Origin of the sequence: Enterobacter sp. 198 (assembly GCF_009025585.1) — a bacterium.
Lineage (GTDB): Bacteria > Pseudomonadota > Gammaproteobacteria > Enterobacterales > Enterobacteriaceae > Enterobacter > Enterobacter ludwigii.
In genome coordinates, this window is the sequence record NZ_WCIM01000016.1 from 97,256 (window position 1) to 120,189 (window position 22,934).

The window sequence follows — 22,934 nt, forward strand, 5'->3', positions numbered from 1 at the left end:
GCTGATTGCCCGAATTCGCATTGATACTAATACCCAATTGAGTATTAGTTAACACCCAAAGGAATATATTTTGATTTTAGATTCTCAAGTGAATAATGAAGAGTTACTCGATAGAATCTGTCAGGTATATGGTTTTACCCAAAAAATCCAGCTGGCCCGGCACTTCAATATTGCCGCCAGTTCCCTTCAGAACCGCTACGCGCGCGGCACCATCTCCTACGACTTCGCGGTACAATGTGCACTGGACACAGGGGCCAGCCTGCGCTGGTTGATGACCGGACAGGGTGCCCAGTTTGAAGGTAACCCTGCACCTGGCGATCCCGTTGCTGTTGTTACATTCACTCTCAGTGATGGTCAGCTGGAAGAAAATTCCACTTTGAGTATCGATTCACATCTCTTTAGCAAACCGCTCACTCGCGGTATCGCAGTCCGGTCTGAGGCAAAGCTCCACTTTGTTGAAAAAGGGGCGTCATTAACCGACGGGCTATGGCTGGTTGAGATTGAAGGCACTATCAGTCTTCGTGATTTAACCCTGCTGCCGGGGAAAAAACTCCACGTCGCGGGCGGCAAAGTCCCCTTTGAATGCGGTATCGATGAGATAAAAACACTGGGCCGTGTGGTGGGCATCTACAGCGAGGTGAACTGATGGCGGGTCGTATGGTACGTATGGCATCATTCGATTTCGCTATGCAGGGCATTCAGCCTTAGGTATTCCTTCAGGACTGGCAGAACAAGAACCGGGGCCAACGCTCCCCCGCCAGCCTTTCGGCTTCCTGTTCGTGCCACTCTTCTTCACAAACCCTAAAAACTAAAGAAATCCCCCATCGCGCCGATCATCATCCGTGTGTATTATTTCCTGTAGCGTTTACAACAATTAACCTTAACTCAAATACTTAAGCGCCAAAGCGAAAGGCATCATGAGCACACCGATCAAACGGCTAGAAATCATAAAAAATGCGATTGAACTGGAAGACGACGACATCATCCAGAGCCAGCTGACACGGCTGAAAAATGAAGCGTTTGACGATGAGCTACAGGCAATCGTCGCGGCGCTTGAGCAGAAAAACTATACCGTTGCCATGGCGGCGATCGCTGCCTGGCTACAGGGCCAGCGCGCCATGACGCAATGGCGTGACCCGCAGGTGGCGGCCAGCAAGATGGAGCTAAAAGCGCTGGAAGAGCGCCTCAGGGATTTGATTGACCGTCGCAATGCCCGCGTGCAACAGCTCGATGAATTCAACGATCTCTATTTCTCCCGCCTCGGACCGCTGATGCAGCAGATCCTCGCCCTGCGTAAAACGCTGGCGGAGCTGAACCTGCGACGTCAACAGGCGGAGGCGCGTCGACGTGAGGAAGACTACCGTCGCTGCCAGCGCTATATGGCGCAGGCGGTGGAGGTGCTGGCGATGCTGACCCAGCGCTGGCGCGATCTGCCTGCGGATTCCGTACAGGCCGCCGAGGCGCGTAAGCAACTGCAGCAGCAAAGCAATCTGATTGCTAACCTGCTGGCCGAAGCGCTGGAGCTGGAGAGTGGCTTAACGCGCGAAGAAGAGCCTGCACGTCAGGCGCGCGACGAGGCCAATGAAGAGTACGAGAAATACCGCGAGCAGCATCACGATGCCGAAATGCGTCTGCGTAAAGGCAAGAACCTCTCCGAGGAAGATCAGAACGAACTGAAGCGTCTCTGGCGTCAGGCGAGCAAGCTCTGCCATCCGGACCTGGTCGCTGACGATCTGAAAGAAGAAGCCAACGCGATGATGGTGCAACTCAACCAGGCCAAACAGCGTGGTGACGTTAAAGCCATTCGTTCGCTGGTGGCACGTCTGCAGCAGGGCTTTGAGCCGCTGATGGCCAGCGACAGGCTGAACGATCTGGAACGTATCCGCAAAAAAATGGCGCAGGTTCGCGAGCAGATTGACACGTTAGTGAACGAGTTGGCGGAGCTGGAGAAAGAGGAGTCCTGGCTGCTGGTCTCGTCGCTGAGCAATATGGAAGCCTACTTTGCCCAGCAGGAGAAGGCGCTGCACGACGTTCGCGCCTCGCTCGAACATCAGGTGAGCGAAGCGCAGCTGGAGTCCGCAGCCTGATTATTTAGCGTGCCAGTATGCACTGGCACGCACCAGCTGCTGGTCGATTGCGTCGGTTTCAAACTGACGGCTCAGGTTTTTCACTACCTTCCCTTCCCCGGTCAGCCAGATAAAATAATCTTCCGCAGGCACCGTCAACGCCGCCAGACGCTCAGCCACCGCCTGTTCGCTATGGCCGACAACCCAGGTGATGTTGAACGCGCTCAGATGGGCCAGATAGTCCTGATACGACGCATCACCGACCGTCACCACCGCATGAATGTCCGGGCGAACCGGCAGTGTTGCGATGCTTTCCAGGCGACGGCGCAGCGCGGGCATGCCGGATTCATCGCACACGTACAGTTGCCAGGCATAATCTTCCGGCACAACCAGCGAACCGCGCGGGCCGCCAATCGTGAGCGTGTCACCCACTTTTGCCTCTGTCGCCCAGTGGCTGGCAACGCCGCCATCATGTATGAAGAAATCGAGCACCAGCTCATGCCGTTCGGCATCGTACAGAGGTGTATAGTCTCGCGCCTGCGGACGCACACCGTCGCCCCAGTCGATACCTTCATCGGTAACAACCGGTGGTACAAAGGTCGCTCCCGGGGCCGGGAAAAACACTTTTGTGTGGTCGTCGAAACCGCGAGAGCTAAAGCCCTCCAGCGCCTCGCCGCCTAAAACAATGCGCTGGAAACCTGCGCTGACACGCTCAACGCGAAGCACGTCCAGCTTGCGAAAACGGAGATCATTACGAACACGTTGTGGGTAACGGGTGGATGTCATGGTGAGACCCTTCTCAGGTGAATACGATATATCTAAATTAATTTTAAATGATAATGATTGCTAATCAGCAAGAATGCAAGATCTTTTAGATTGCATCTGAATATATCTAAGATATAGTTTAGATATATCAAGTTGAAGGGATGAGTATGCGAAACGAACACGACGGCGGCGGACGCCGACCACGCTTTTTTGGTCACGGCGATCTGCGTCTGGTGATACTGGATATCCTGACCCACAACGCGAGCCATGGCTACGAGTTGATCAAGGCGATCGAGAACATGACGCAGGGGAATTACACCCCAAGCCCTGGCGTTATCTACCCGACCCTCGATTACCTTCAGGATCAGACCTATATCACCATCACCGAAGAAGAGAATGGCCGCAAGAGAATTGCGATTACCGCGGCCGGCCAGCAGTGGCTGGATGAAAATCAGGAGCAGCTGGCGCAAATTCAGGCGCGTATTAAAGCGCGCTCCGTCGGCTTCCAGCTGAGAAAAAACCCGCAAATGAAGCGGGCTCTGGATAACTTCAAAGCGGTGCTAGACCTGAAGGTGAACCAGGGCGAACTCAGCGATGCGCAGCTTAAGCAGATCATCGGCGTGATCGACCGCGCAGCGCTGGAGATCTCCCAGCTGGATTAAGCCAGTACGCGATCGCTCACGCGGAAGACGCGGACAAGGTCTTTCAGGTGCATCGCCTGTTCGTTCAGGGACGCTGCTGCCGCGACAGACTCCTCCACCAGGGCGGAGTTCTGCTGCGTGGTGGCATCAATCAGGCCAATCGCGCTGTTAATCTGCGAGATCCCTTCCGTCTGCTCATGGCTGGCCTGGCGGATCTCACGCAGAATAACGTCCATCTCTTCCACGTTGCCGACCATACCGTTAATCAACTCGCTCGCTTTCTCGACCAGGTTCATCCCGTCCTGCGTCTGGCTGGTAGAACTTTCGATCAGCTGACGAATTTCACTGGCGGATGACGCACTCTTCTGCGCAAGCTGACGCACTTCGCCTGCCACCACCGCAAAACCACGACCGTGCTCGCCTGCACGTGCTGCTTCCACCGCCGCGTTCAGCGCCAGAATGTTGGTCTGGAAAGCGATGGCGTCGATCAGGTCGATGATGTCGGACATCCGGTTAGAGGTCTCGTTAATCAGGCGCATTTTGCTGGTGACCTGCTTCATCATCTCGCCGTTGTTTTTGACCACCATGGCGGCGTCCGCCGAGAGGTGAGTTGCTTCTCCGGTGTGTGAGGCGGTGTTTTTTACCGTCGCCGTGATCTGCTCCATCGAGGCAGCGGTCTGTTCAACAGAGCTGGCCTGCTCTTCGGTGCGCGCGGCAAGATCCTGGTTCCCAGCGACAATCTGCGCGGCGGCACTCGAGATATTCTCCGAACCGGTCTGGACCTGCTGCACAATGTCCAGCAGACGCGTTTTCATCTCCATCAGCGCATGCAGCAGCAGGCCGGTTTCGTCTTTACCGTGCGGCGTGATGCTGCCGGTCAGATCGCCTTCGGCAATGGCTTTTGCAAAATCCACCGCCTCGCCCAGCGGACGCGTGATTGAGCGCACGATAAACCAGCCAATCAGGCTGCCGGTCGCGACGCTAAAGAGCGTGATCAGGATCAGCAGCAGGCGGTTCGATTTGAAATCGCCCTCGACCTGCACTCCTGCGCTTTGCATTTCCTGGTTCTGAATCGCGATCAACGCCTGCACGTTGGCTTTATAGGCCTGCTGTAGCTTCAGGGTGTTGGTCATCATCTCCTGAATAGCGCCCGCCCGATCGTTATTCTGCACCGCCTGCAAAATGCGATAACGCGAGTCCAGATACTGCTGACGCACGCCGCGTATCTCAGCAAGAACCCGCTGTGATTCAGGATCCTGCAGCGCAGTATTCAGCTCGCCGAGGATCACCGTAATCTGTTCGCTGATCGCTTTAAGACGCTGCTGTGACTGCGCTGTATACGTTCCCTGTTCATCCAGTAACATCAGCTGCTGAGTGCCAATAAATTCCTGGAAGTTGTCGATTAACTGGTTCGCTTTTACCGTGGTCGGATAATCACGGGTAATGATGGATTGCATTCCGTTGTTCGCCCGGTTCAGGCTTAGCAAGGATAAACTCGCACTGACCACCATCAGGACAATAAAGAATCCAAACGCCAGAAATAATTTCGTGCCGATCTTTACGTCATGTAAGAACATATTTTCTCCATCGATGTGATTATTTCTCAGACGATCACCGTTATCGGTAACGAAACCGCTAACTTTATGACTTTGATCGTTTTTTTATTTCATAATCACGGCAATGGATAGGTGTAGACTATTAATATCCGTAAATCGATCGTTACCTCACCCTCTGATGAGGCATTTCCAAAATAGCATCGGGGAAAACGGACTTAGGCTGGGGTAAATATCTGATGTGCTTTCTTTAGTTACTTAATATAAAGTTAACAATAAAAGACATTAATAATTACATTCAGAAAAAAATAAAGCCGCTTATTCCTGATGAAATAAACGGCTTTCTGGAACCTTACTGGCTCAATGGAGCACGGTTACCGCATCCTTAAGACGCCCGGCGCGATGCTTCACCATTGCGGATATGTGGGCACTTTCCTCAACCAGATCGGCATTTTTCTGCGTGATGCTGTCCAGCTCGGCCACCGCACGGGTGAGCTCTGACAAGCCGGTAGCCTGTTCAGAGGTGGAGTGGCTGATCTGCGCGATAAGCTGCGTCACGTTTTTCACCTGCTCGACGATATCATCCATTGTACGACCGGCGGCATGAACCTGATCAGAGCCGGACTGCACCTTGCTGGCGCTGGCATCAATCAGCTTGCGAATATCGTTGGCTGCACTGGCGCTACGGCTGGCGAGATGGCGCACTTCGCCGGCGACAACCGCAAAGCCTTTTCCCTGCTCACCGGCTCTTGCCGCCTCCACCGCCGCATTCAGCGCCAGAATATTGGTCTGAAACGCGATGTCGTTAATAAGGGAGGTAATCGAGCCAATCCGCTGCGTGCTATCCGCGATGTCATCCATGGTTTTCACCACCGTCTGCATCGCGTTTCCGCCTTTGGTCGCCGCGCTGCTGGCGGCCACTGACAGCTTGTCCACTTCGGCGGCGGTTTCTGAATTACTCTGCACGGAGGCGGCCATCTGGTTCATTGTCGCCACGGTCTGCTGCACATTGGCCACGGTCTGACGCGTCCGATCGTTCAGATCTTCATTCCCCTTTGCCAGCCTGTCGCTGCCATCACGCACGCTCACCACCTGGCTTGACACATCGTTAATCAACCAGCGGCACATCAGCCCCAGTTGTCCTACCGCACGCAGGGTCAACCCCAGCTCGTCACTGCGGTTCAGGTGCTGCACGCTGTTGCGCTCGCCGGTGGCGACTTTCAGCGCCTGACGCGCCACGTTTTCGATCGGACGAACAATCTGCTGCTCGAACAGCAGCGTGCCCAGCAGCATGACTACCGCGGCGGCAGCCAGCGGGTACGCACCCGCTGAGGTGGCCACCAGCGTGGTAGCCAGCACCGCAAACAGCCCCGCCATCACGCTGCGCACGCGCCAGCGCAGCGGCATTGCCGGAAGTTTCCCCAGCCAGCCTTTCCTTACCACCAGTCCTTTATGAATACGTTTCTTGCAGCGCCCGTCATTCAGAGCCCGATAGAGCGGCTCCACGCCAGCAATCTCTTCTGCCGTGGCTTTGGTGCGAATCGACATATAGCCCGTCACCTGCCCGTGACGCACCATCGGCACCGCGTTGGCGCGCACCCAGTAGTGGTCGCCATTTTTACGTCGGTTTTTGACAATGCCGCTCCACGGCTCGCCCTTTTGCAGGGTGTACCACATATCGGCAAACGCCGCTTTTGGCATATCGGGGTGGCGTACCAGATTGTGCGGCTGGCCCATCAGCTCATCAAGCTGATAGCCACTCACCTGCACAAAGGTGTCGTTGGCGTGGGTCAGGTAACTGTGGATATCGGTGGTCGACATTAAGGTGGTGTCATCGTCCAGAGGATATTCATTCTGGGTGACAAAGGTTGGAGCGGACATCGTGAGCATCCCTTGCAGGTTATTTGAATGTTAATTTTGTGGATTAATGTTTTTTCGGCGGTAAAGAATTTATCTTTAGTTGTTAAAGTTGATAGAGATCGCAGATTTCACTTAAACCGCACTTTTTGTGAGATTTTATAATTCATTGATTTCAAATACTTTCGTAGAGAAATTACCTGCAGAGTATGACGCGTTAACGCCCACTTAAGTCGCAGCGTCTGCACTCTATAAGTGCAATGGCCTCTTGTTCGCACCTCCCCAGGCCTTTTCCGCCGTACCGCTAAATCCCGTATCGGTTATATCGGCATGATTAAATTTTGCGCAACATAATGTTAACCTGGTGTTTATCCTGATTTTCGTTAAGGCATCTGAAGTGGCGTAATCCCTGCAATACTTAATCCAGTATCATGTGATACGCGATCCCCGGGAGCACATTTTGAACAGGTTACCTTCCAGCGCCTCGGCTCTTGCCTGTACCGCGCACGCACTGAATCTCATTGAGAAGCGAACGCTTGATCATGAGGAGATGAAACAACTTAACCGAGAGGTCATCGATTACTTTAAAGAGCATGTCAATCCAGGGTTTTTGGAGTATCGCAAATCTGTTACCGCCGGCGGGGATTACGGAGCCGTAGAGTGGCAAGCGGGAAGTCTTAATACGCTTGTCGACACCCAGGGACAGGAGTTTATAGATTGCCTGGGTGGTTTTGGAATTTTCAACGTGGGGCACCGTAATCCAGTTGTGGTTTCCGCCGTACAGAATCAACTTGCGAAACAACCTCTCCATAGCCAGGAACTGCTCGATCCACTTCGCGCTATGCTCGCGAAAACGCTCGCGGCCTTAACGCCCGGCAAACTGAAGTACAGCTTCTTTAGCAACAGCGGCACGGAATCGGTCGAAGCGGCGATTAAACTCGCCAAAGCGTACCAGTCGCCGCGCGGCAAATTCACGTTTATCGCCACCAGCGGCGCGTTCCACGGAAAATCCCTGGGCGCACTGTCGGCTACCGCCAAATCCACCTTCCGCAAACCGTTTATGCCGCTGCTGCCGGGCTTCCGCCACGTGCCGTTTGGTGACATTAGCGCTATGCGCACCATGCTGAGCGAATGCCGTAAAACCGGCGACGACGTGGCTGCGGTGATCCTGGAGCCTATTCAGGGTGAGGGCGGCGTGATCCTGCCCCCGCAGGGCTATCTGCCTGCCGTGCGTCAGTTGTGCGATGAGTTTGGCGCACTGCTGATCCTCGACGAAGTCCAAACCGGGATGGGGCGTACGGGCAAGATGTTTGCCTGCGAGCATGAGAACGTCCAGCCGGACATTCTCTGTCTGGCAAAAGCGCTGGGTGGCGGCGTGATGCCGATTGGCGCGACGGTGGCGACCGAAGAGGTCTTCTCGGTGCTGTTCGACAACCCGTTCCTGCACACCACTACGTTTGGCGGTAACCCGCTGGCCTGCGCGGCCGCGCTGGCGACCATCAACGTGCTGCTGGATCAAAACCTGCCTGCACAGGCGGAACAGAAAGGCGATATGCTGCTGGACGGTTTCCGCCAGCTGGGCCGGGAATATCCGGATCTGGTGCAGGATGCGCGGGGTAAAGGGTTGCTGATGGCCATTGAGTTTGTCGACAACGAAATCGGCTACAGCTTCGCGAGCGAGATGTTCCGCCAGCGGGTCCTGGTTGCCGGAACGCTCAACAACTCGAAGACCATTCGCATTGAACCGCCGCTGACGCTGACGGTTGAACAGTGTGAGCAGGTGCTGAAAGCGGCGCGTAAAGCGCTGGCAGCCCTGCGGGTAAGCGTGGAAGAAGCGTGATATCCACACCCCCTCCTGACGGAGGGGGCGTTTTTAGCGGTGAAACTCCGCCACCGTCATGGTAAACCGCAACACATTTTCGCCCTCATTCGCGTAGCCGTGTGCCGCTTCCGTTTTCGCCACCGCCGAAGCGCCTGCCGCCACCTGCGTCACCGTCTCTTCCACCGTCAGGGTCAATCCTCCCTCAGTGACATGCAGCAGCTCAAACGTTCCCGCCGGATGCCCCGGTGAGGTAAAACGCTCCCCCGGATGCATCACCCACTGCCAGAGTTCAATCATATCCGGGCCAGACGTGCCCGCGAGCAGCCGGGCATATCCGCCCTGTGGGCCCTGCCACAGAACCGGGATCGCCGCTTCTTCTATGACGTGCACCCGCGGCTCGCTGGAGACGTTAACGATATCCGCCACCGAAACGCCCAGCGCGGCAGCCAGCTTACAGAGAATGGCAATGCTGGGATTCGCCGCCCCTTTTTCAATCTCCACCAGCATGCCTTTGCTGACGCTGGCGCGGCGTGAAAGCTCATCCAGCGACAATTTTTTCTCTTTGCGCCAGTTGCGAATGCGGGTGGCGACGGCCAGGCTTACCTGGGCGATATCGGCACCCGAATCGGTCATTATATTGACTTTATCAGTCATTGGTCACTACCATAGTATAAAACAGTCAATACAGGATTATTTATGTCTCTCGTTATGCCGTCAATAGACCCGCGTCTTACCGGGATTGCCCCCGGCTTTCGGGCGCTGAGCATTCTGGTTGAAGCCGCCCCGATAACCCAGCCGGACGTGGCCTCTGCCGCGCTGGCACAGGCCTGCCAGCAGGTCCTCACTGATGATGTCGCCTGGGCGGAAGCGCACCTCAGCGCCTGGGATGACGTGTTCAGAGCGTTTGGTACGAAACCGAAACGCACGCCCTGCTCGGCATCGGCCCTGCGTAAGCGAGTGCTGAAAGAGGGCGCGCTGCCCCCGCTCGATCCAGTGGTCGATATTTACAATGCCATCAGCATTCGTTACGCCATTCCCGTCGGGGGTGAGAACCTTGCCGCTTATGCAGGCGCACCGCGTCTGACGCTTGCCGAAGGTAATGAACCGTTTGATACCCTGAAAGAGGGCCAGCCGGTTATCGAATACCCGGATGCGGGCGAAGTTATCTGGCGCGATGATATCGGCGTCACCTGCCGTCGCTGGAACTGGCGCCAGGGCGTGCGTACACGTCTCGATAGCCAGGCGCAACACATGTGGTTTATTCTCGAAAGTCTGCCGTCGATGCCGTTATCGGCGTTGCAGGAGGCTGGCGATGAGTTAGTCAGCAACCTGCAGCGGCTGATGCCGGGCTCCACTGCTCACCTTCAACTGATTGAACTCTAAAAGGATAAGCGGATGTTTCACGGGTTAAGCGCATTCCCTCTGACGCCATTGCGAGAGGGGAAATTTGATGAGCAGGCGTTTGTGCAGTTGCTGCGCCCGCTGGTGGATGCCGGTGTCGATTCGCTGGGGATCCTCGGTTCGACGGGCAGTTACGCGTATCTGACGCCTGAAGAGCGCACGCATATCACCCGCTGTGCCGTGGCGCATGCCGACAACATCCCGGTGAGCGTAAGTATTGGCGCGCTTCGCCTCGACGATATTCTCCGTCTGGCGGATGAGGCGCAAAGCGCTGGCGCCCGCGGGGTGTTACTGGCCCCCGTGTCGTACCAGCGCCTGACGGCAGAGGAAGTGTTTACCCTGTATGAGACGGTGACCCACCGGATCTCTGTTCCGCTGTGCATTTACGACAACCCGGCCACCACCGGGTTCGAGTTTAACGACGATTTGCTGTATGCCGTGGCGGCGCTACCGAACGTCAAATCCGTCAAGCTCGGGCGCATACCGGACGATATCGCCCACATGCGCGCCCGTCTTCCTGAAAACGTCACCCTGGGCATCAGCGGCGACTGGCGGGCGGCGTCAGCCCTGCAGGCCGGGTTTGATGTCTGGTATTCGGTTATCGCAGGGCTGTATCCGCAGACGGCACTGGCGATTGCACGAGCCAAAGACACCGCAGCCTCTGACCGGCTGGCACCGCTGTGGGCGCTGTTCCGCCAGTACGGCAGTTTGCGGGTGATGGCCGCAGCAGCAGAAATGTCAGGGAAAGTGGCCGCGCCTGCACTGCCGTTCCCGCTTGCGTCGCTGAGCGGGAAACCGCGCGAAACGCTGGCGGCGATCCTGGCGGAACTGGCCCTCGCCTGAGCATCGCCGGGCTAGCGTAAGCGCTACCCGGCGGTCTGTTACTCCGGCAACAACCCGACAAAACTGCGTTTTTTGCGCGGCTCTGACATCAGGTCCTCAAGCTTATCCACGCAGGCCAGATAGTGCGGGGTTTTCTTGTGCGCCAGCACCGCCTCTTCATCCTTGTAGGCCTCGTAGATAAAGAACCGGGTTTTCACGCGCGGATCCTGTAAAACATCAAAGCGCAGATTGCCCGGCTCCTGAATCGCCCCTTCGTGGTTAGCGCGAAACACTTCCAGAAACTCATCGACCCGCTCGGGTTTGATGTTGATTTCCACTAATGTCACGTTCATTTTGCTTCTCCCTGTTTCTCTTCCTGCCAGAACTGGAACGCGTCCCGCGCGCTCATGTTCTCATGTACCACTTTTTTCACCGCTTTCAGCATGGCCAGCGGGGCGCTGGACTGGAAGATATTGCGGCCCATGTCCACCCCGGACGCCCCCTGGTCAATCGCCCGCCAGCACATCTCCAGCGCGTCGTGCTCCGGCAGCTTTTTGCCTCCGGCAATCACGATCGGCACCGGGCAGCTGGCGGTTACTTTTTCAAACCCTTCGTCGACATAATAGGTTTTGACGAACTGCGCCCCCATCTCGGCCGCGATACGGCTGGCAAGCGAAAAATACCGCGCGTCGCGCGCCATCTCTTTGCCAACGCCCGTTACCGCCAGGGTCGGCATGCCATAGCGCGCACCGGCATCCACCAGTTTGATGATGTTGTTGATCGACTGATGTTCAAACTCACTGCCGATGTACACCTGCGCCGCCACCGCGCAGACGTTCAGGCGCAGCGCATCTTCCATCGCCACCGCCACGCACTCGTTGGAAAGTTCCCCTAAAATCGAATTGCCGCCGGAGGCGCGCAACACGACGGGTTTATTGGTGGCGACAGGCACCTGGCTGCGCAAAATACCGCGGGTGCACATCAGCACGTCGGTTTCCCCGAACAGCGGGGCGATAGAGAGATCGATACGCTCAAGGCCGGTCGTCGGTCCCTGGAAATAGCCGTGGTCAAAGGCCAGCATCACCGTGCGGTTGCTTTTTGGGTTGAAGATGCGCGCCAGCCTGGACTGCATTCCCCAGTCCAGCGAGCCGCATCCCTTCAGGGTAAACGGCACGTTCTGCTGTGGTGTGCCGATGCCAAAATCTTTGCCGTCTTTGATGTCGTCTAAATCAGCCATTTGCTCCCCCGTCAGAAATCGTATTTGTTGATGTTCTCTTTGGTAAACACCACCCGCTCCGGCAGCAGCACAATGCCGTTGCCCTTCGCTTCATACTGGTAGCCCTGCACGCTGTTCGGCTCGACCTTCAGCGTACCGATATCTTTCACCTCCACGCTGTCGCCAACGTTAAGATCGCCTTTTTTCAACAACCGATCGGCGACATTGACCGCAATTTTGCCCTGTTGCACCACATCCCACAGGCCGAAGGCTTTCACCGTGCCGCGCTCTACGTACGGACGCATCACGTTAGGCGTGCTGAAGCCGACAATCGCCACCCCTTCTCGCTTCAGGTTTTCCGCCGCCTGCGCCGCCGCCGGCAGGGCGTTGGCATCCGGGGCGATGATCGCATCCAGATCCGGATACGCTTTTAAGATCCCCTCGGCGGTTTGTAGCGATTTGGTGGCATCGTTATAGCCAAACTGCGTGGTCACGACCTGCCACTGCGGATGATCTTTCTCGATTTTGGCCTTCGCCTCTTTCACCCACTGGTTCTGGTCGGTAACGGTCGGGCTGGAGTAAAAGAACGCCACTTTGGCATTCGGTTTGGTGACCTGTTTACCGGCCATGTCGACCAGCAGGCCGCCGAGCTGCGCCGGGGTGCCCTGGTTGATGTAGATGCTGCGGCATTCCGGTTTGGTGTCGGAGTCCCAGGTCAGTACTTTGACGCCACGCTGCATCGCGCGCTTCAGCGCCGGGCAGAGGCCATCCGGCGACACCGCCGAAACGATAATGGCGTTATAGCCCTGGTTAACGAAGTTATTGATGAGCTGCACCTGGCCTGAGACGCTGGGCTCGGTCGGGCCGTCGTAGGTGACGTCCACGCCGAGATCTTTACCCGCCTCTTTCGCGCCATTGCCGCCGCTGGTAAAGAAGCCAACGCCCACCAGCTTGGGGATAAAGGCGATGCGGTCCGCGGCCTGTGCCGACGCGAAGCTGAGTGCCATCGCCAGGACTATCAGTTTTGTTTTCATCTTACGCTCCGGGTATGTTTTGTGAGGAGAGAGCGCACCCATTCACGGTGCAAACTCAGTGAACGTCCCATCACCACCACAACCAACAGCGCCCCTGACAGCGCGCTCGACACCTGGTTGGGGATGCCGACCATCTGTAAACCCTGCTGCAGATACCCCACCAGCAACGCCGCCAGGGCCGTACCGATTACCGACCCCGAACCGCCATAGATATTGGCGCCGCCGAGGACCGCTGCGGTCAGTGCAGGCATCAGTAAATCGCGTCCCAAATCCGAACGCGCCGAACCGAAATAGGAGACCATCACCAGCGCAGCAATGGCCGAAGCGACGCCCACCAGGCCATACAGGGCGTAGGGCATCCCGTTGACCGAGAGCGCCGCATAGCGCGCCGCGCGCGGGTTCTGCCCAATCAAAAACAGATGGCGGCCAAAGCGTCCGCGATGGGTAATCAGCCAGAAGAAGACGGTAATCACGGCGAACAGCACCAGCGGGATTGGCAACCCCAGGAACGTGAGGTTAGCGAACGCGGTAAAGCTGTCCGGGAAGCCACCGATGCCTTCGTAACCGGTCGCCCCCGCCATGCCGGAGAGCAGCAGTGCGCCACCGCCGTAGAGATAGAGCGTGCCGAGGGTGATAACCAGCGGGCTGATGCCGGTGTAGTGGATCAGCGCAGCGTTGACCAGACCGCACAGCAGGCCGAGCAGCAGCGTCAACGGTATCGCCAGCGTCATCGGCCAGCCCGCCTGCATCATCACCCCCAGCGCGATGGCACACAGGCCGATGGTCGAACCGAGAGAAATATCAATGCCGCCGCTGATGATCACCAGGGTGAGCGGCAGCGCCACAATGCCAATGCAGATAAAATCACTGGTGCTGAACAGCAGCATGTTGATATCGAGCATGCGCGGATTGATGGCCCCAAAGAGCAGGATTTCCAGCACCAGTAATATCAGCAGCGCGCTTTCCCAGTTAAGCTTCATTTACGCCACCTCTTTTTTGTGTTTCGTAAACGGGGTGACATGCTTCCCCCCTTTGTTACCGGGCTGGAAGCGGCTGTACTTAAGTGCCCGTTGATGCCGGGCCAGCGCCTGGCGCAAGCGCCCGTCGAGCACCAGCACACCGAGCAACACCAGCCCGGCGATAAAATCATTCCACCACGCGGGCAGCCTGAACAGCACCAGCACGGTGTCGATTTGAGTCAGGAAAAAAGCCCCCAGTAAGGCGCCAATAAGCGTCCCGGTACCGCCCAGCAGAGAGATCCCCCCGAGTACGCAGGCGGCAATGGCTTTCATCTCCAGCCCGCTGCCGGTCTGGTTTGGTACAAAGCCAATCTGCGAAGCGAAGACAATCCCCGCACACGCGGCCAGCATGCCGTTCAGCGTAAAAGCGATCATTCGCGTCCGGTTCACCGCCACGCCCAGCTGGCGTGCGGCGGTAAGGTTGTCGCCCACGGCGTAGAAATCGCGTCCGAAGGCGGTGCGCGACAATGTCCATGCGCCGACCGCGGCTAAAAACACCACGCCCATTCCGAGCGGTGAAATACCCATAGCGGCAGGTTCAGAGAGCGATTTCAGTCTCGGCGGTAGCCCTTCAATCCACTTTCCTCCCGTCCACAGCAGCATCGCCCCGCGATAGAGGCCCAGCGTGCCGAGGGTGGCCACGATTGCCGGAATACGCAGCCCCACCACCAGAAAACCGTTAAATGCTCCCGCCAGTGCGCCAATCGACAGCGCAAAGAGGATCGATACCGGCAGGGTGTAGCCGCTGTTCAGAGCCACCCCCACGGCAATGGCAGACAGCCCGACGGTAGAGCCGACGGAAACATCAATATTGCGGGTCAACATCACCAGCGCGGCGCCGAGCGCCAGCAGGATCAGGATTTGCGAACTGGCGAAGATCATCCCCAGCGTTTGCAGGCTGAAATAGGCCGGATTGAGCCCCACCAGCACCGCGAACAACGCCAGAATGGCGATGAACGCGCTCAGTTCGCGATTTTTCAGTAAGGTCTTCATGACTGCCCTCCGAATGCCAGCGCCATCATTCTGTCGAGACTGACCGCGTGCCGGGACAGCTCGCCGCTCAGCACGCCCTGGTGCATCACCAGCACGCGATCGGCAAGCCCGGGGAACTCATCCAGATCGCTTGAGATCATCAGCACCGCCACGTTCTGCGCCGCCACGCTTTTGATGAGCTGATAGATATCGGCCCGCGCCGACACATCCACTCCGCGTGTCGGTTCATCGACGATCAACAGCAGCGGGTTCGCCTCCAGACAGCGCGCCAGCAACACCTTCTGCTGGTTGCCGCCGGAGAGCGTGCGCACGGTTTGATCCGCATGGTTAAGCTTGATCCCCAGCGCCCGGTGATAGCGCTCCACCACCGCCGACTCCCGTTTGCGCTGCTGCCAGACCGAGGGCTCATTCAGTGCCACGGTGTTCCAGCGAATCGGCGCATCCAGGAACAAGCCGGAAACCTGTCGGTCCTCTGGCAGGTAGACCAGCCCTTTCTCCAGCCGTGCCGCCACGGGTTCGCCGGTTATTTCCTGATTTTCCAGCCAGACTCGCCCACCGCGCACCGGGCGCAGCCCATACAGCGTTTCCGCAAACTCGGTGCGCCCGGAGCCGACCAGCCCGGCGAGGCCAACTATTTCCCCGGCATAGATTTCCATGCTGAGATCGATAAACCCCTCACCGGTAAGCTCTTCCACCCGCAACACCGGGAAATCCTGCGGCTGCGTGCGGCGATTGCCCGGCAGCGCCAGCCACAGTTTTTGCGCATCACTTAATCCTTTTTCGCGGCTCACCGGCGTCATGGCGGCAATCAGGGCGTTATCGTCAAACTGTGCAGTTTCACCGCTGAGCACGATCGCGCCGTCGCGCATTACCGAGACGTGGCTCGCCAGCTGGCGGATCTCCGGTAATTTGTGCGAGATAAAAACAATGCCGACGCCCAGCGCCTGCAACGCGCGGATCTGGCGGAACAGCCGTTCGGTTTCCCCCGGGGTGAGCGACGCCGTGGGTTCATCAAGGATCAGGATCTTCGCGTTACGCATCAGGCCGCGCAGGATCTCCACCATCTGTTGATCCGCCACTTCCAGGGTGCTGGCGGTGGCATCAAGAGTGAGCTGACACTGCAGCTGCTGGAGTTTCTCCGCCAGCCGTTCCCCCATACCGGCCTCACGCGGCAGGCGGAAAAGGATGTTTTCCCGCACCGTCAGGTTGGGGAAAAGCAGGGGTTCCTGCGGCACCAGATAAATCCCCAGCCTGTGGGCCTGCGCGGGCGAAAGCCGCGCAAACGCGTGGCCGTCAATCGAAAGTTCACCGCTGTCCGGCGTTTCCACCCCGGCGATGATTTTCATCAGCGTTGATTTTCCCGCGCCGTTACCGCCCATCAGCGCATGCACCTGACCCGCAAGCAGCGTGAAATGAATACCTTTCAGGACCGGTACGCCGGAGAACTGCTTGCTGATATCACGTGCTTCGATAAGTGGCGTCATTATCGCTCCGCTATTGAACAAATGATTTTTAGATTTAATAATGTTCAAAAGCGTAGACGGTGAACTATATTTAGAACCGTGCAGGGATCACAAATTTATCGATTAAGATCCACACAGACACAAATCAATCTAAAAGATCTGTTTTGTCGCGTGGTTCACACTTTCTTTCTGCGCGATCACGAACATATGATCTAAATTTTTATAAGAGTTCAATTATGAGCGATAAACGCACTGCGGAAGAAGGTCGTTTTGCCGGGCTGGCGCTGGCGGAAGAAGAGCTGGTTGCCCGCGTCGCCTGGTGCTACTACCACGACGGATTAACCCAGAATGACATCGGCGAGCGGCTCGGACTGCCGCGCCTGAAGATCTCGCGTCTGCTGGAGAAAGGACGCCAGTCCGGGGTGATCCGCGTGCAGATCAACTCCCGCTATGAGGGGTGTCTGGCGCTGGAAACCGAGCTGCAGCAACGCTTCGGGCTCAAGCTGGTTCGCGTGTTGCCGGCGCTGAATACCCCGCCCATGAATGTCCGGCTGGGCATTGGCGCGGCGCAATCGCTGATGGGCGTGCTGGAACCCGGCCAGCTGCTGGCGGTGGGATTTGGTGAAACCACCATGAGCAGCCTGCAGCACTTAAGCGGTTTTATCAGCTCGCAGCAGATCCGCCTGGTGACGCTCTCCGGCGGTGTTGGGCCGTATATGACGGGCATCGGTCAGCTTGATGCCGCCTGCAGCGTCAGCATGATCCCCGCCCCGCTTCGCGTTTCCTCCGCCGAAGTGGCCGGGATCCTAAAACGTGAATCCAGCGTGCGGGACGTGATCCTCGCCGCCGCCGCGGCCGATGTGGCGGTGGTAGGCATTGGTTCAGTAAACCAGCGCCGGGACGCCACCATATTGCGCTCCGGCTATATCAGCGAAGGTGAACAGCTGATGTACGCCCGCAAAGGGGCGGTGGGCGATATCCTTGGCTATTTCCTGAACGCCGAAGGGGAATGCGTGCACGAGCTGGAGATCCACCGGGAATTACTGGGCGTCACACTCGATGAACTGGCGCAGTTGCCCACCATCGTTGGCGTGGCCGGAGGTGAAGAGAAAGCCGATGCGATTTATGCCGCACTCAAAGGCCGCCGTATTAATGGCCTGGTGACGGAGGAGACGACAGCCCGCGCGGTGCTGGCTCTGGCGAGCTAAGAGCCTGTCCTGCGCCTGACACGAGGCATGCTCATGAGTTACCTTTTAGCGTTAGATGCAGGGACAGGCAGCGTTCGCGCCGTAATTTTCGATTTGCAGGGCAACCAGGTTGCCGTTGGCCAGGCCGAGTGGAAACACCTGAGCGTGGAGAATGTGCCGGGCTCGATGGAGTTTGATCTCGACATTAACTGGCGGCTCACCTGCCAGTGTATTCATCAGGCGCTGGAGCGCGCCCGCCTGAGCGCAGCGGATATCCAGTCCGTGGCCTGCTGCTCAATGCGCGAGGGGATCGTGCTGTATGACCGCAACGGCGACGCCATCTGGGCGTGCGCCAACGTCGATGCCCGCGCCAGCCGCGAGGTAGCCGAACTCAAAGAGATCCACGACTACCGTTTTGAATCCGAAGTGTATGACGTCTCTGGCCAGACCCTGGCCCTGAGCGCCATGCCGCGCCTGCTGTGGCTGGCGCACCATCGTCCGGACATCTATCGCAAAGCCGCCACGATCACCATGATAAGCGACTGGCTGGCGGCAAAACTGTCCGGCGAGCTGGCCGTTGATCCGTCCAATGCCGGGACTACCGGTATGCTGGATCTCTTCTCCCGTGACTGGCGTCCGGCGCTGCTCGACATGGCCGGGCTGCGTGCCGATATCCTCTCTCCGGTGAAGGAGACCGGTACCGTGCTCGGTGCGATCACCAAAGATGCCGCACAGCAGAGCGGCCTGCGCGAAGGCACGCCGGTGGTGATGGGCGGTGGCGACGTGCAGCTTGGCTGTCTTGGGTTAGGCGTCGTGCGGGCCGGGCAAACGGCCGTGCTGGGCGGTACCTTCTGGCAGCAGGTGGTCAACCTGCCGCAGGTACGCACCGACCCGGAGATGAACATCCGCGTGAATCCGCATGTGATCCCCGGCATGGCGCAGGCGGAGTCGATCAGCTTCTTTACCGGCCTGACCATGCGCTGGTTCCGTGACGCCTTCTGTGCGGAAGAGAAACTCATCGCGGAGCGGATGGGAATGGACACTTACTCCCTGCTTGAGGAGATGGCCAGCCGCGTGCCTGCCGGTTCACACGGTGTTATGCCGATCTTCTCAGATGCTATGCACTTCAAGCAGTGGTATCACGCCGCGCCGTCGTTTATTAACCTCTCCATCGACCCGGAAAAATGCAACAAAGCCACGCTGTTCCGTGCGCTGGAAGAGAACGCGGCGATTGTCTCGGCGTGTAACCTGACGCAGATTTCACGGTTCTCAGGGGTAACGTTCGACGGTCTGGTGTTTGCAGGCGGTGGCTCGAAAGGCGCGTTGTGGAGCCAGATTTTAAGCGACGTGACCGGTCTGCCGGTGCGCGTCCCGCAAGTGAAAGAGGCGACAGCGCTGGGCTGCGCGATTGCTGCCGGAACGGGAGCCGGGCTGTTTTCGGATATGGCGGCGACAGGCGAACGGCTGGTGAAATGGAGCCGCGAGTTCACGCCGAACCCGGCGCACCGGGAGCTGTATGACGGTATGATGCAGAAGTGGCAGGCCGTTTATGCCGACCAGCTTGGGCTGGTGGACAGCGGACTGACGACATCGATGTGGCAGGCACCGGGCTTAGTGCGTGCCCCCTCTCCCTGAGAGCTATTACGCCCCCTCTCCCTCCGGGAGAGGGCGTCAGGCCACACCAATATTTGAATCCCATCACAATCGCCGCATTCCCCTTTTCCCTTTTACTCATCGCTGGCTAAATTAGTAACTCATCCGACCACATAACAATAATTTTACACTGGAAGAGACTATGAGCCACTACCCGTCGTTATTTGCCCCCCTCGATCTGGGGTTCACCACCCTTAAAAACCGCGTGCTGATGGGCTCAATGCATACCGGGCTTGAAGAACATCCGGACGGGGCCGAACGTCTGGCGGCCTTCTATGCCGAGCGCGCGCGTCACGGGGTGGCGCTGATTGTTACCGGCGGGGTGGCCCCTGCGCCTTCTGGCGTGGGGATGGAAGGCGGTGCGGTGCTGAACGACGCCAGCCAGCTGCCGCATCATCGCGTGGTCACTGACGCCGTTCACCGGGAGGGCGGGAAAATTGCCCTGCAGATCCTGCACACCGGGCGTTACAGCTATCAACCGAATCTGGTCGCACCGTCGGCCATTCAGGCCCCGATTAACCGCTTTACGCCCCATGCCCTCAGCCACGATGAGATCCTGACGCTGATTGACGACTTCGCCCGCTGTGCGGCACTGGCGCGTGAAGCGGGCTATGACGGTGTTGAGGTGATGGGCTCGGAAGGCTACCTGATCAACGAATTCCTCGCGGCCCGCACAAACCAGCGCGACGATGAGTGGGGTGGCGATTACGCGCGCCGCATGCGCTTTGCAGTGGAAGTGGTGCGCGCCGTGCGTGAACGTGCCGGGGCGGATTTTATTATTATCTACCGCCTGTCAATGCTCGACCTGGTGGAAGGCGGCGGGACGTTCGACGAAACCGTGCAGCTGGCGCAGGCGATTGAAGCCGCCGGCGCGACCATCATCAATACCGGCATCGGCTGGCACGAGGCGCGTATTCCGACCATCGCCACGCCGGTGCCACGCGCGGCGTTCAGCTGGGTCACGCGCAAGCTGAAAGGGAAAGTGTCTGTCCCGCTGGTGACCACTAACCGCATTAACGACCCGCAGGTGGCGGAAAATGTGATCGCCGCCGGGGATGCCGACATGGTCTCCATGGCACGTCCGTTCCTTGCGGATGCCGAGCTGCTTTCCAAAGCGCAGAGCGGGCGTGCAGATGAGATTAACACCTGTATCGGCTGTAATCAGGCCTGTCTGGATCAGATTTTTGTTGGCAAGGTCACTTCGTGTCTGGTCAACCCCCGCGCCTGCCACGAAACCAAAATGCCGATTTTCCCGGCGGTGAATAAAAAACGCCTGGCCGTGGTCGGTGCCGGCCCGGCGGGTCTGGCGTTTGCGGTGAATGCCGCCTCGCGCGGCCACAGCGTGACGTTGTTCGATGCCGCCGCTGAGATAGGCGGGCAGTTCAATATCGCCAAACAGATCCCGGGCAAAGAAGAATTTTACGAAACCCTGCGCTATTACCGCCGAATGATCGACATGACGGGCGTGGATCTTCGCCTCAACCAGTTTGTAAACCCGGCGGATGTAATGGAGTACGATGAGGTGATCCTGGCAAGCGGGATCGCACCACGCAGGCCTGCGATCGAGGGCATCGATCATCCGAAAGTCCTGAGCTATCTGGACGTTTTGCGTGACAAAGCGCCGGTGGGGGCAAAAGTGGCGATCATCGGCTGCGGCGGGATCGGGTTCGATACCGCGATGTACTTAAGTCAGCCCGGCGAACCCACCAGCCAGAACATTGCCGACTTCTGCGTGGAATGGGGTATCGACACCAGCCTTAACCAGTCCGGCGGCTTGCGGCCGGAAGGACCCCAGCTGCCGAAAAGCCCGCGTCAGATCGTCATGCTGCAGCGTAAAGCCAGCAAACCCGGTGAAGGCCTGGGCAAAACCACGGGCTGGATCCATCGCGCAACCCTGTTCTCTCGCGGGGTGAAGATGATACCGTCGGTGAGCTATCAGAAGATCGATGACGCGGGGCTGCACGTGCTGATCGGCGGTGAGCCGCAGCTGCTGCAGGTGGATCATGTGATTTTATGTGCGGGTCAGGAGCCGAAGCGCGATCTGGTGGATCCGCTGCGTGAGGCGGGAAAAACAGTGCACCTGATCGGGGGATGCGACGTGGCGATGGAGCTGGATGCGCGACGCGCCATTGCGCAGGGCACAACGCTGGCATTGAGTCTCTGAGTGACGCAACGCTCACCGGGCCTGCACGCGAGGCAGGCCGGTGTAAACTCAGCGCCCCGCGTTAGCGGCGGCGACCCAGCTTGACGGATTTCAGCACCACGAACTTGTTGTTGGTGGCAACCGTGGTGCAGTTACCGAAGATCTTCTTCAGCTTGTGGAAGTAGTCCAGGTGACGGTTCGCCACGATATACAGCTCGCCGTTAATTTTCAGGCAGCGGCGTGCATGGTGGAACATCTCCCAGGCGACGTTATCCGTCAGGGCGTGTTTCTGGTGGAACGGGGGATTACAGAACACGGCATTAAAGCGGAACGGCTCAACGCCCGACAGCGCGTTATTAATCATAAACTCGCAGCGATCCAGCGCGTCCGGCATGTTGGTTTCAACGTTCAGACGACTGGAGGCCACCGCCATCGGCGACTCATCACTAAATACAACGCTCGCTTCAGGGTTCTTCGCCAGCAGCGTCAGGCCAATCACACCGTTACCACAGCCCAGATCGACGATTTCGCCTTCCAGGTTATCCGGCAGATTTTCAATAAAGAAACGCGCCCCGATATCAAGGCCGGTGCGGGAGAAGACGTTCGCGTGGTTGTGGATTGTCCAGTCAGTGCCTTCCAGCGTCCAGCTCAGGGTTTCTGGCGCGTCGGCCAGTTCCGGGGCACTGAAAGTACAGTTAATGAGACGCGCTTTTTTCCAGGCCAGCGTCGTGGTGGTTGGGCCGAGCACTTTCTCGAACAGTTCCAGCGTTGAGGTATGGATATCACGCGCCTTGGCCCCCGCGATAATACGCGTTTGTGGGGTTACGACGTTGCGCAGTGCGCGCAATTGTTGTTCCAGCAGCGCCATTGTTTTTGGCACTTTGATCAGCACCACGCCCGGCGCCTGCGGGTAGTCCGCGGTGCTGTCGAGGAACTTAACGCTGGATTCGTCGATGTCGTTGTGGCGCAGGTTTTCCCGCGTCGCCAGCTCGCTCAAGTAGGAATCACCGATGCTGTAAGGCGTGTGTTCTGCCAGAGCACAGCCCAGCGCGCCAAACGCGTCATTCAGGATCAAAACCGGGCCGCTGATTTCAGTGTCATCCAACTGTTGCAGCAGATATTCATCCGCCGCTTCCCACGCCTGAAGCGGGTTAACGTCGTCCGTTTCCGGGAAACGTTTAAGGTTGAGTGAACGGAAACCGTTGTCTAAGTGGCTCATCGGCCCTCCTGAATGGTAAAATTTCGGCGTTATCCCTGAAAAGGGTGCGTGAGTATACCCGTTTTATTGTCAAATTGGGG

Annotated in this window: 20 protein-coding genes; 9 read left to right on the forward strand and 11 right to left on the reverse strand. The window is 57.9% G+C overall.

Features of this window, described 5'->3' with window-relative positions; translation table 11 throughout:
• Positions 1 to 70 precede the first annotated feature (70 nt).
• Positions 71 to 646: a phage repressor protein CI gene (locus tag F8561_RS08305; RefSeq protein ID WP_025202968.1), complete on the forward strand. Its 576-nt coding sequence runs from the start codon at positions 71 to 73 to the stop codon at positions 644 to 646.
• Positions 647 to 917: 271 nt separating this feature from the next.
• Entirely contained in the window at positions 918 to 2,087 is a 1,170-nt protein-coding gene (locus tag F8561_RS08310; protein ID WP_047956131.1) for a DNA repair protein, read from the forward strand.
• On the opposite strand, the gene F8561_RS08315 is transcribed toward F8561_RS08310, so the two are convergent.
• Entirely contained in the window at positions 2,088 to 2,852 is a 765-nt protein-coding gene (locus F8561_RS08315) for a siderophore-interacting protein (RefSeq protein ID WP_032680231.1), read from the reverse strand.
• 146 nt (positions 2,853 to 2,998) lie between these two features.
• On the opposite strand from F8561_RS08315, the gene F8561_RS08320 reads away from it, so the two are divergent.
• Positions 2,999 to 3,493 carry a PadR family transcriptional regulator gene (locus F8561_RS08320; RefSeq protein ID WP_047956132.1) on the forward strand — a complete coding sequence of 165 codons (495 nt, stop codon included), beginning with the start codon at positions 2,999 to 3,001 and terminating at the stop codon, positions 3,491 to 3,493.
• Here F8561_RS08320 and F8561_RS08325 read toward each other — a convergent pair.
• Positions 3,490 to 5,049, reverse strand: coding sequence for a methyl-accepting chemotaxis protein (locus F8561_RS08325; protein ID WP_014171702.1), 1,560 nt, complete (start codon positions 5,047 to 5,049; stop codon positions 3,490 to 3,492). The genes F8561_RS08320 and F8561_RS08325 overlap by 4 nt on opposite strands.
• A gap of 336 nt (positions 5,050 to 5,385) precedes the next feature.
• Entirely contained in the window at positions 5,386 to 6,906 is a 1,521-nt protein-coding gene (locus F8561_RS08330; RefSeq protein WP_150343646.1) for a PAS domain-containing methyl-accepting chemotaxis protein, read from the reverse strand.
• A gap of 436 nt (positions 6,907 to 7,342) precedes the next feature.
• Here F8561_RS08330 and ygjG point away from each other — a divergent pair, with 436 nt between their 5' ends.
• Positions 7,343 to 8,722, forward strand: coding sequence for a putrescine aminotransferase (gene ygjG, locus F8561_RS08335; RefSeq protein ID WP_020883590.1), 1,380 nt, complete (start codon positions 7,343 to 7,345; stop codon positions 8,720 to 8,722).
• A gap of 33 nt (positions 8,723 to 8,755) precedes the next feature.
• On the opposite strand, the gene F8561_RS08340 is transcribed toward ygjG, so the two are convergent.
• Positions 8,756 to 9,358 (reverse strand): helix-turn-helix domain-containing protein, encoded by a 603-nt coding sequence (locus F8561_RS08340; protein ID WP_020883589.1) that lies wholly within the window; start codon positions 9,356 to 9,358, stop codon positions 8,756 to 8,758.
• Positions 9,359 to 9,400: 42 nt separating this feature from the next.
• Here F8561_RS08340 and F8561_RS08345 point away from each other — a divergent pair, with 42 nt between their 5' ends.
• Both F8561_RS08345 and F8561_RS08350 read left to right on the forward strand, forming a co-directional pair.
• The gene (locus F8561_RS08345) at positions 9,401 to 10,087 is read left to right on the forward strand and encodes a B3/4 domain-containing protein (RefSeq protein WP_134179652.1); all 687 of its coding nucleotides are present in this window, start codon (positions 9,401 to 9,403) and stop codon (positions 10,085 to 10,087) included.
• 12 nt (positions 10,088 to 10,099) lie between these two features.
• Complete coding sequence (locus F8561_RS08350) at positions 10,100 to 10,948, forward strand: dihydrodipicolinate synthase family protein (protein ID WP_040018788.1); 849 nt, start codon at positions 10,100 to 10,102, stop codon at positions 10,946 to 10,948.
• Between the two features lie 38 nt (positions 10,949 to 10,986).
• Here F8561_RS08350 and lsrG read toward each other — a convergent pair whose 3' ends face one another.
• From lsrG to lsrA, 6 genes are read right to left on the reverse strand one after another with little or no spacing between them, the layout of a single operon-like run.
• Positions 10,987 to 11,280 (reverse strand): (4S)-4-hydroxy-5-phosphonooxypentane-2,3-dione isomerase, encoded by a 294-nt coding sequence (gene lsrG, locus F8561_RS08355; RefSeq protein WP_063214104.1) that lies wholly within the window; start codon positions 11,278 to 11,280, stop codon positions 10,987 to 10,989.
• Positions 11,277 to 12,164, reverse strand: coding sequence for a 3-hydroxy-5-phosphonooxypentane-2,4-dione thiolase (lsrF, locus tag F8561_RS08360; protein WP_014171710.1), 888 nt, complete (start codon positions 12,162 to 12,164; stop codon positions 11,277 to 11,279). The genes lsrG and lsrF overlap by 4 nt, the downstream gene beginning before the upstream one ends.
• 11 nt (positions 12,165 to 12,175) lie before the next feature.
• Positions 12,176 to 13,177 (reverse strand): autoinducer 2 ABC transporter substrate-binding protein LsrB, encoded by a 1,002-nt coding sequence (gene lsrB, locus F8561_RS08365; RefSeq protein ID WP_032679011.1) that lies wholly within the window; start codon positions 13,175 to 13,177, stop codon positions 12,176 to 12,178.
• On the reverse strand, positions 13,174 to 14,157 hold the full coding sequence (gene lsrD / locus F8561_RS08370) for an autoinducer 2 ABC transporter permease LsrD (protein ID WP_020883584.1): 984 nt from the start codon (positions 14,155 to 14,157) through the stop codon (positions 13,174 to 13,176). The genes lsrB and lsrD overlap by 4 nt, the downstream gene beginning before the upstream one ends.
• Positions 14,158 to 15,189 carry an autoinducer 2 ABC transporter permease LsrC gene (gene lsrC / locus F8561_RS08375; protein ID WP_151887333.1) on the reverse strand — a complete coding sequence of 344 codons (1,032 nt, stop codon included), beginning with the start codon at positions 15,187 to 15,189 and terminating at the stop codon, positions 14,158 to 14,160.
• The gene (gene lsrA / locus F8561_RS08380) at positions 15,186 to 16,673 is read right to left on the reverse strand and encodes an autoinducer 2 ABC transporter ATP-binding protein LsrA (RefSeq protein ID WP_134179648.1); all 1,488 of its coding nucleotides are present in this window, start codon (positions 16,671 to 16,673) and stop codon (positions 15,186 to 15,188) included. The genes lsrC and lsrA overlap by 4 nt, the downstream gene beginning before the upstream one ends.
• Positions 16,674 to 16,888: 215 nt before the next feature.
• Between lsrA and lsrR the strand changes: the two genes are divergently transcribed.
• From lsrR to F8561_RS08395, 3 genes are all read left to right on the forward strand, one after another.
• Entirely contained in the window at positions 16,889 to 17,860 is a 972-nt protein-coding gene (gene lsrR, locus F8561_RS08385; protein ID WP_020883581.1) for a transcriptional regulator LsrR, read from the forward strand.
• 33 nt (positions 17,861 to 17,893) lie between these two features.
• Positions 17,894 to 19,474, forward strand: coding sequence for an autoinducer-2 kinase (gene lsrK, locus F8561_RS08390; RefSeq protein WP_020883580.1), 1,581 nt, complete (start codon positions 17,894 to 17,896; stop codon positions 19,472 to 19,474).
• A gap of 160 nt (positions 19,475 to 19,634) precedes the next feature.
• Positions 19,635 to 21,656 carry an NADPH-dependent 2,4-dienoyl-CoA reductase gene (locus tag F8561_RS08395; RefSeq protein ID WP_151887334.1) on the forward strand — a complete coding sequence of 674 codons (2,022 nt, stop codon included), beginning with the start codon at positions 19,635 to 19,637 and terminating at the stop codon, positions 21,654 to 21,656.
• Positions 21,657 to 21,717: 61 nt separating this feature from the next.
• Here F8561_RS08395 and rlmG read toward each other — a convergent pair whose 3' ends face one another.
• Entirely contained in the window at positions 21,718 to 22,854 is a 1,137-nt protein-coding gene (gene rlmG, locus F8561_RS08400) for a 23S rRNA (guanine(1835)-N(2))-methyltransferase RlmG (RefSeq protein WP_020883578.1), read from the reverse strand.
• Positions 22,855 to 22,934: the final 80 nt, after the last annotated feature.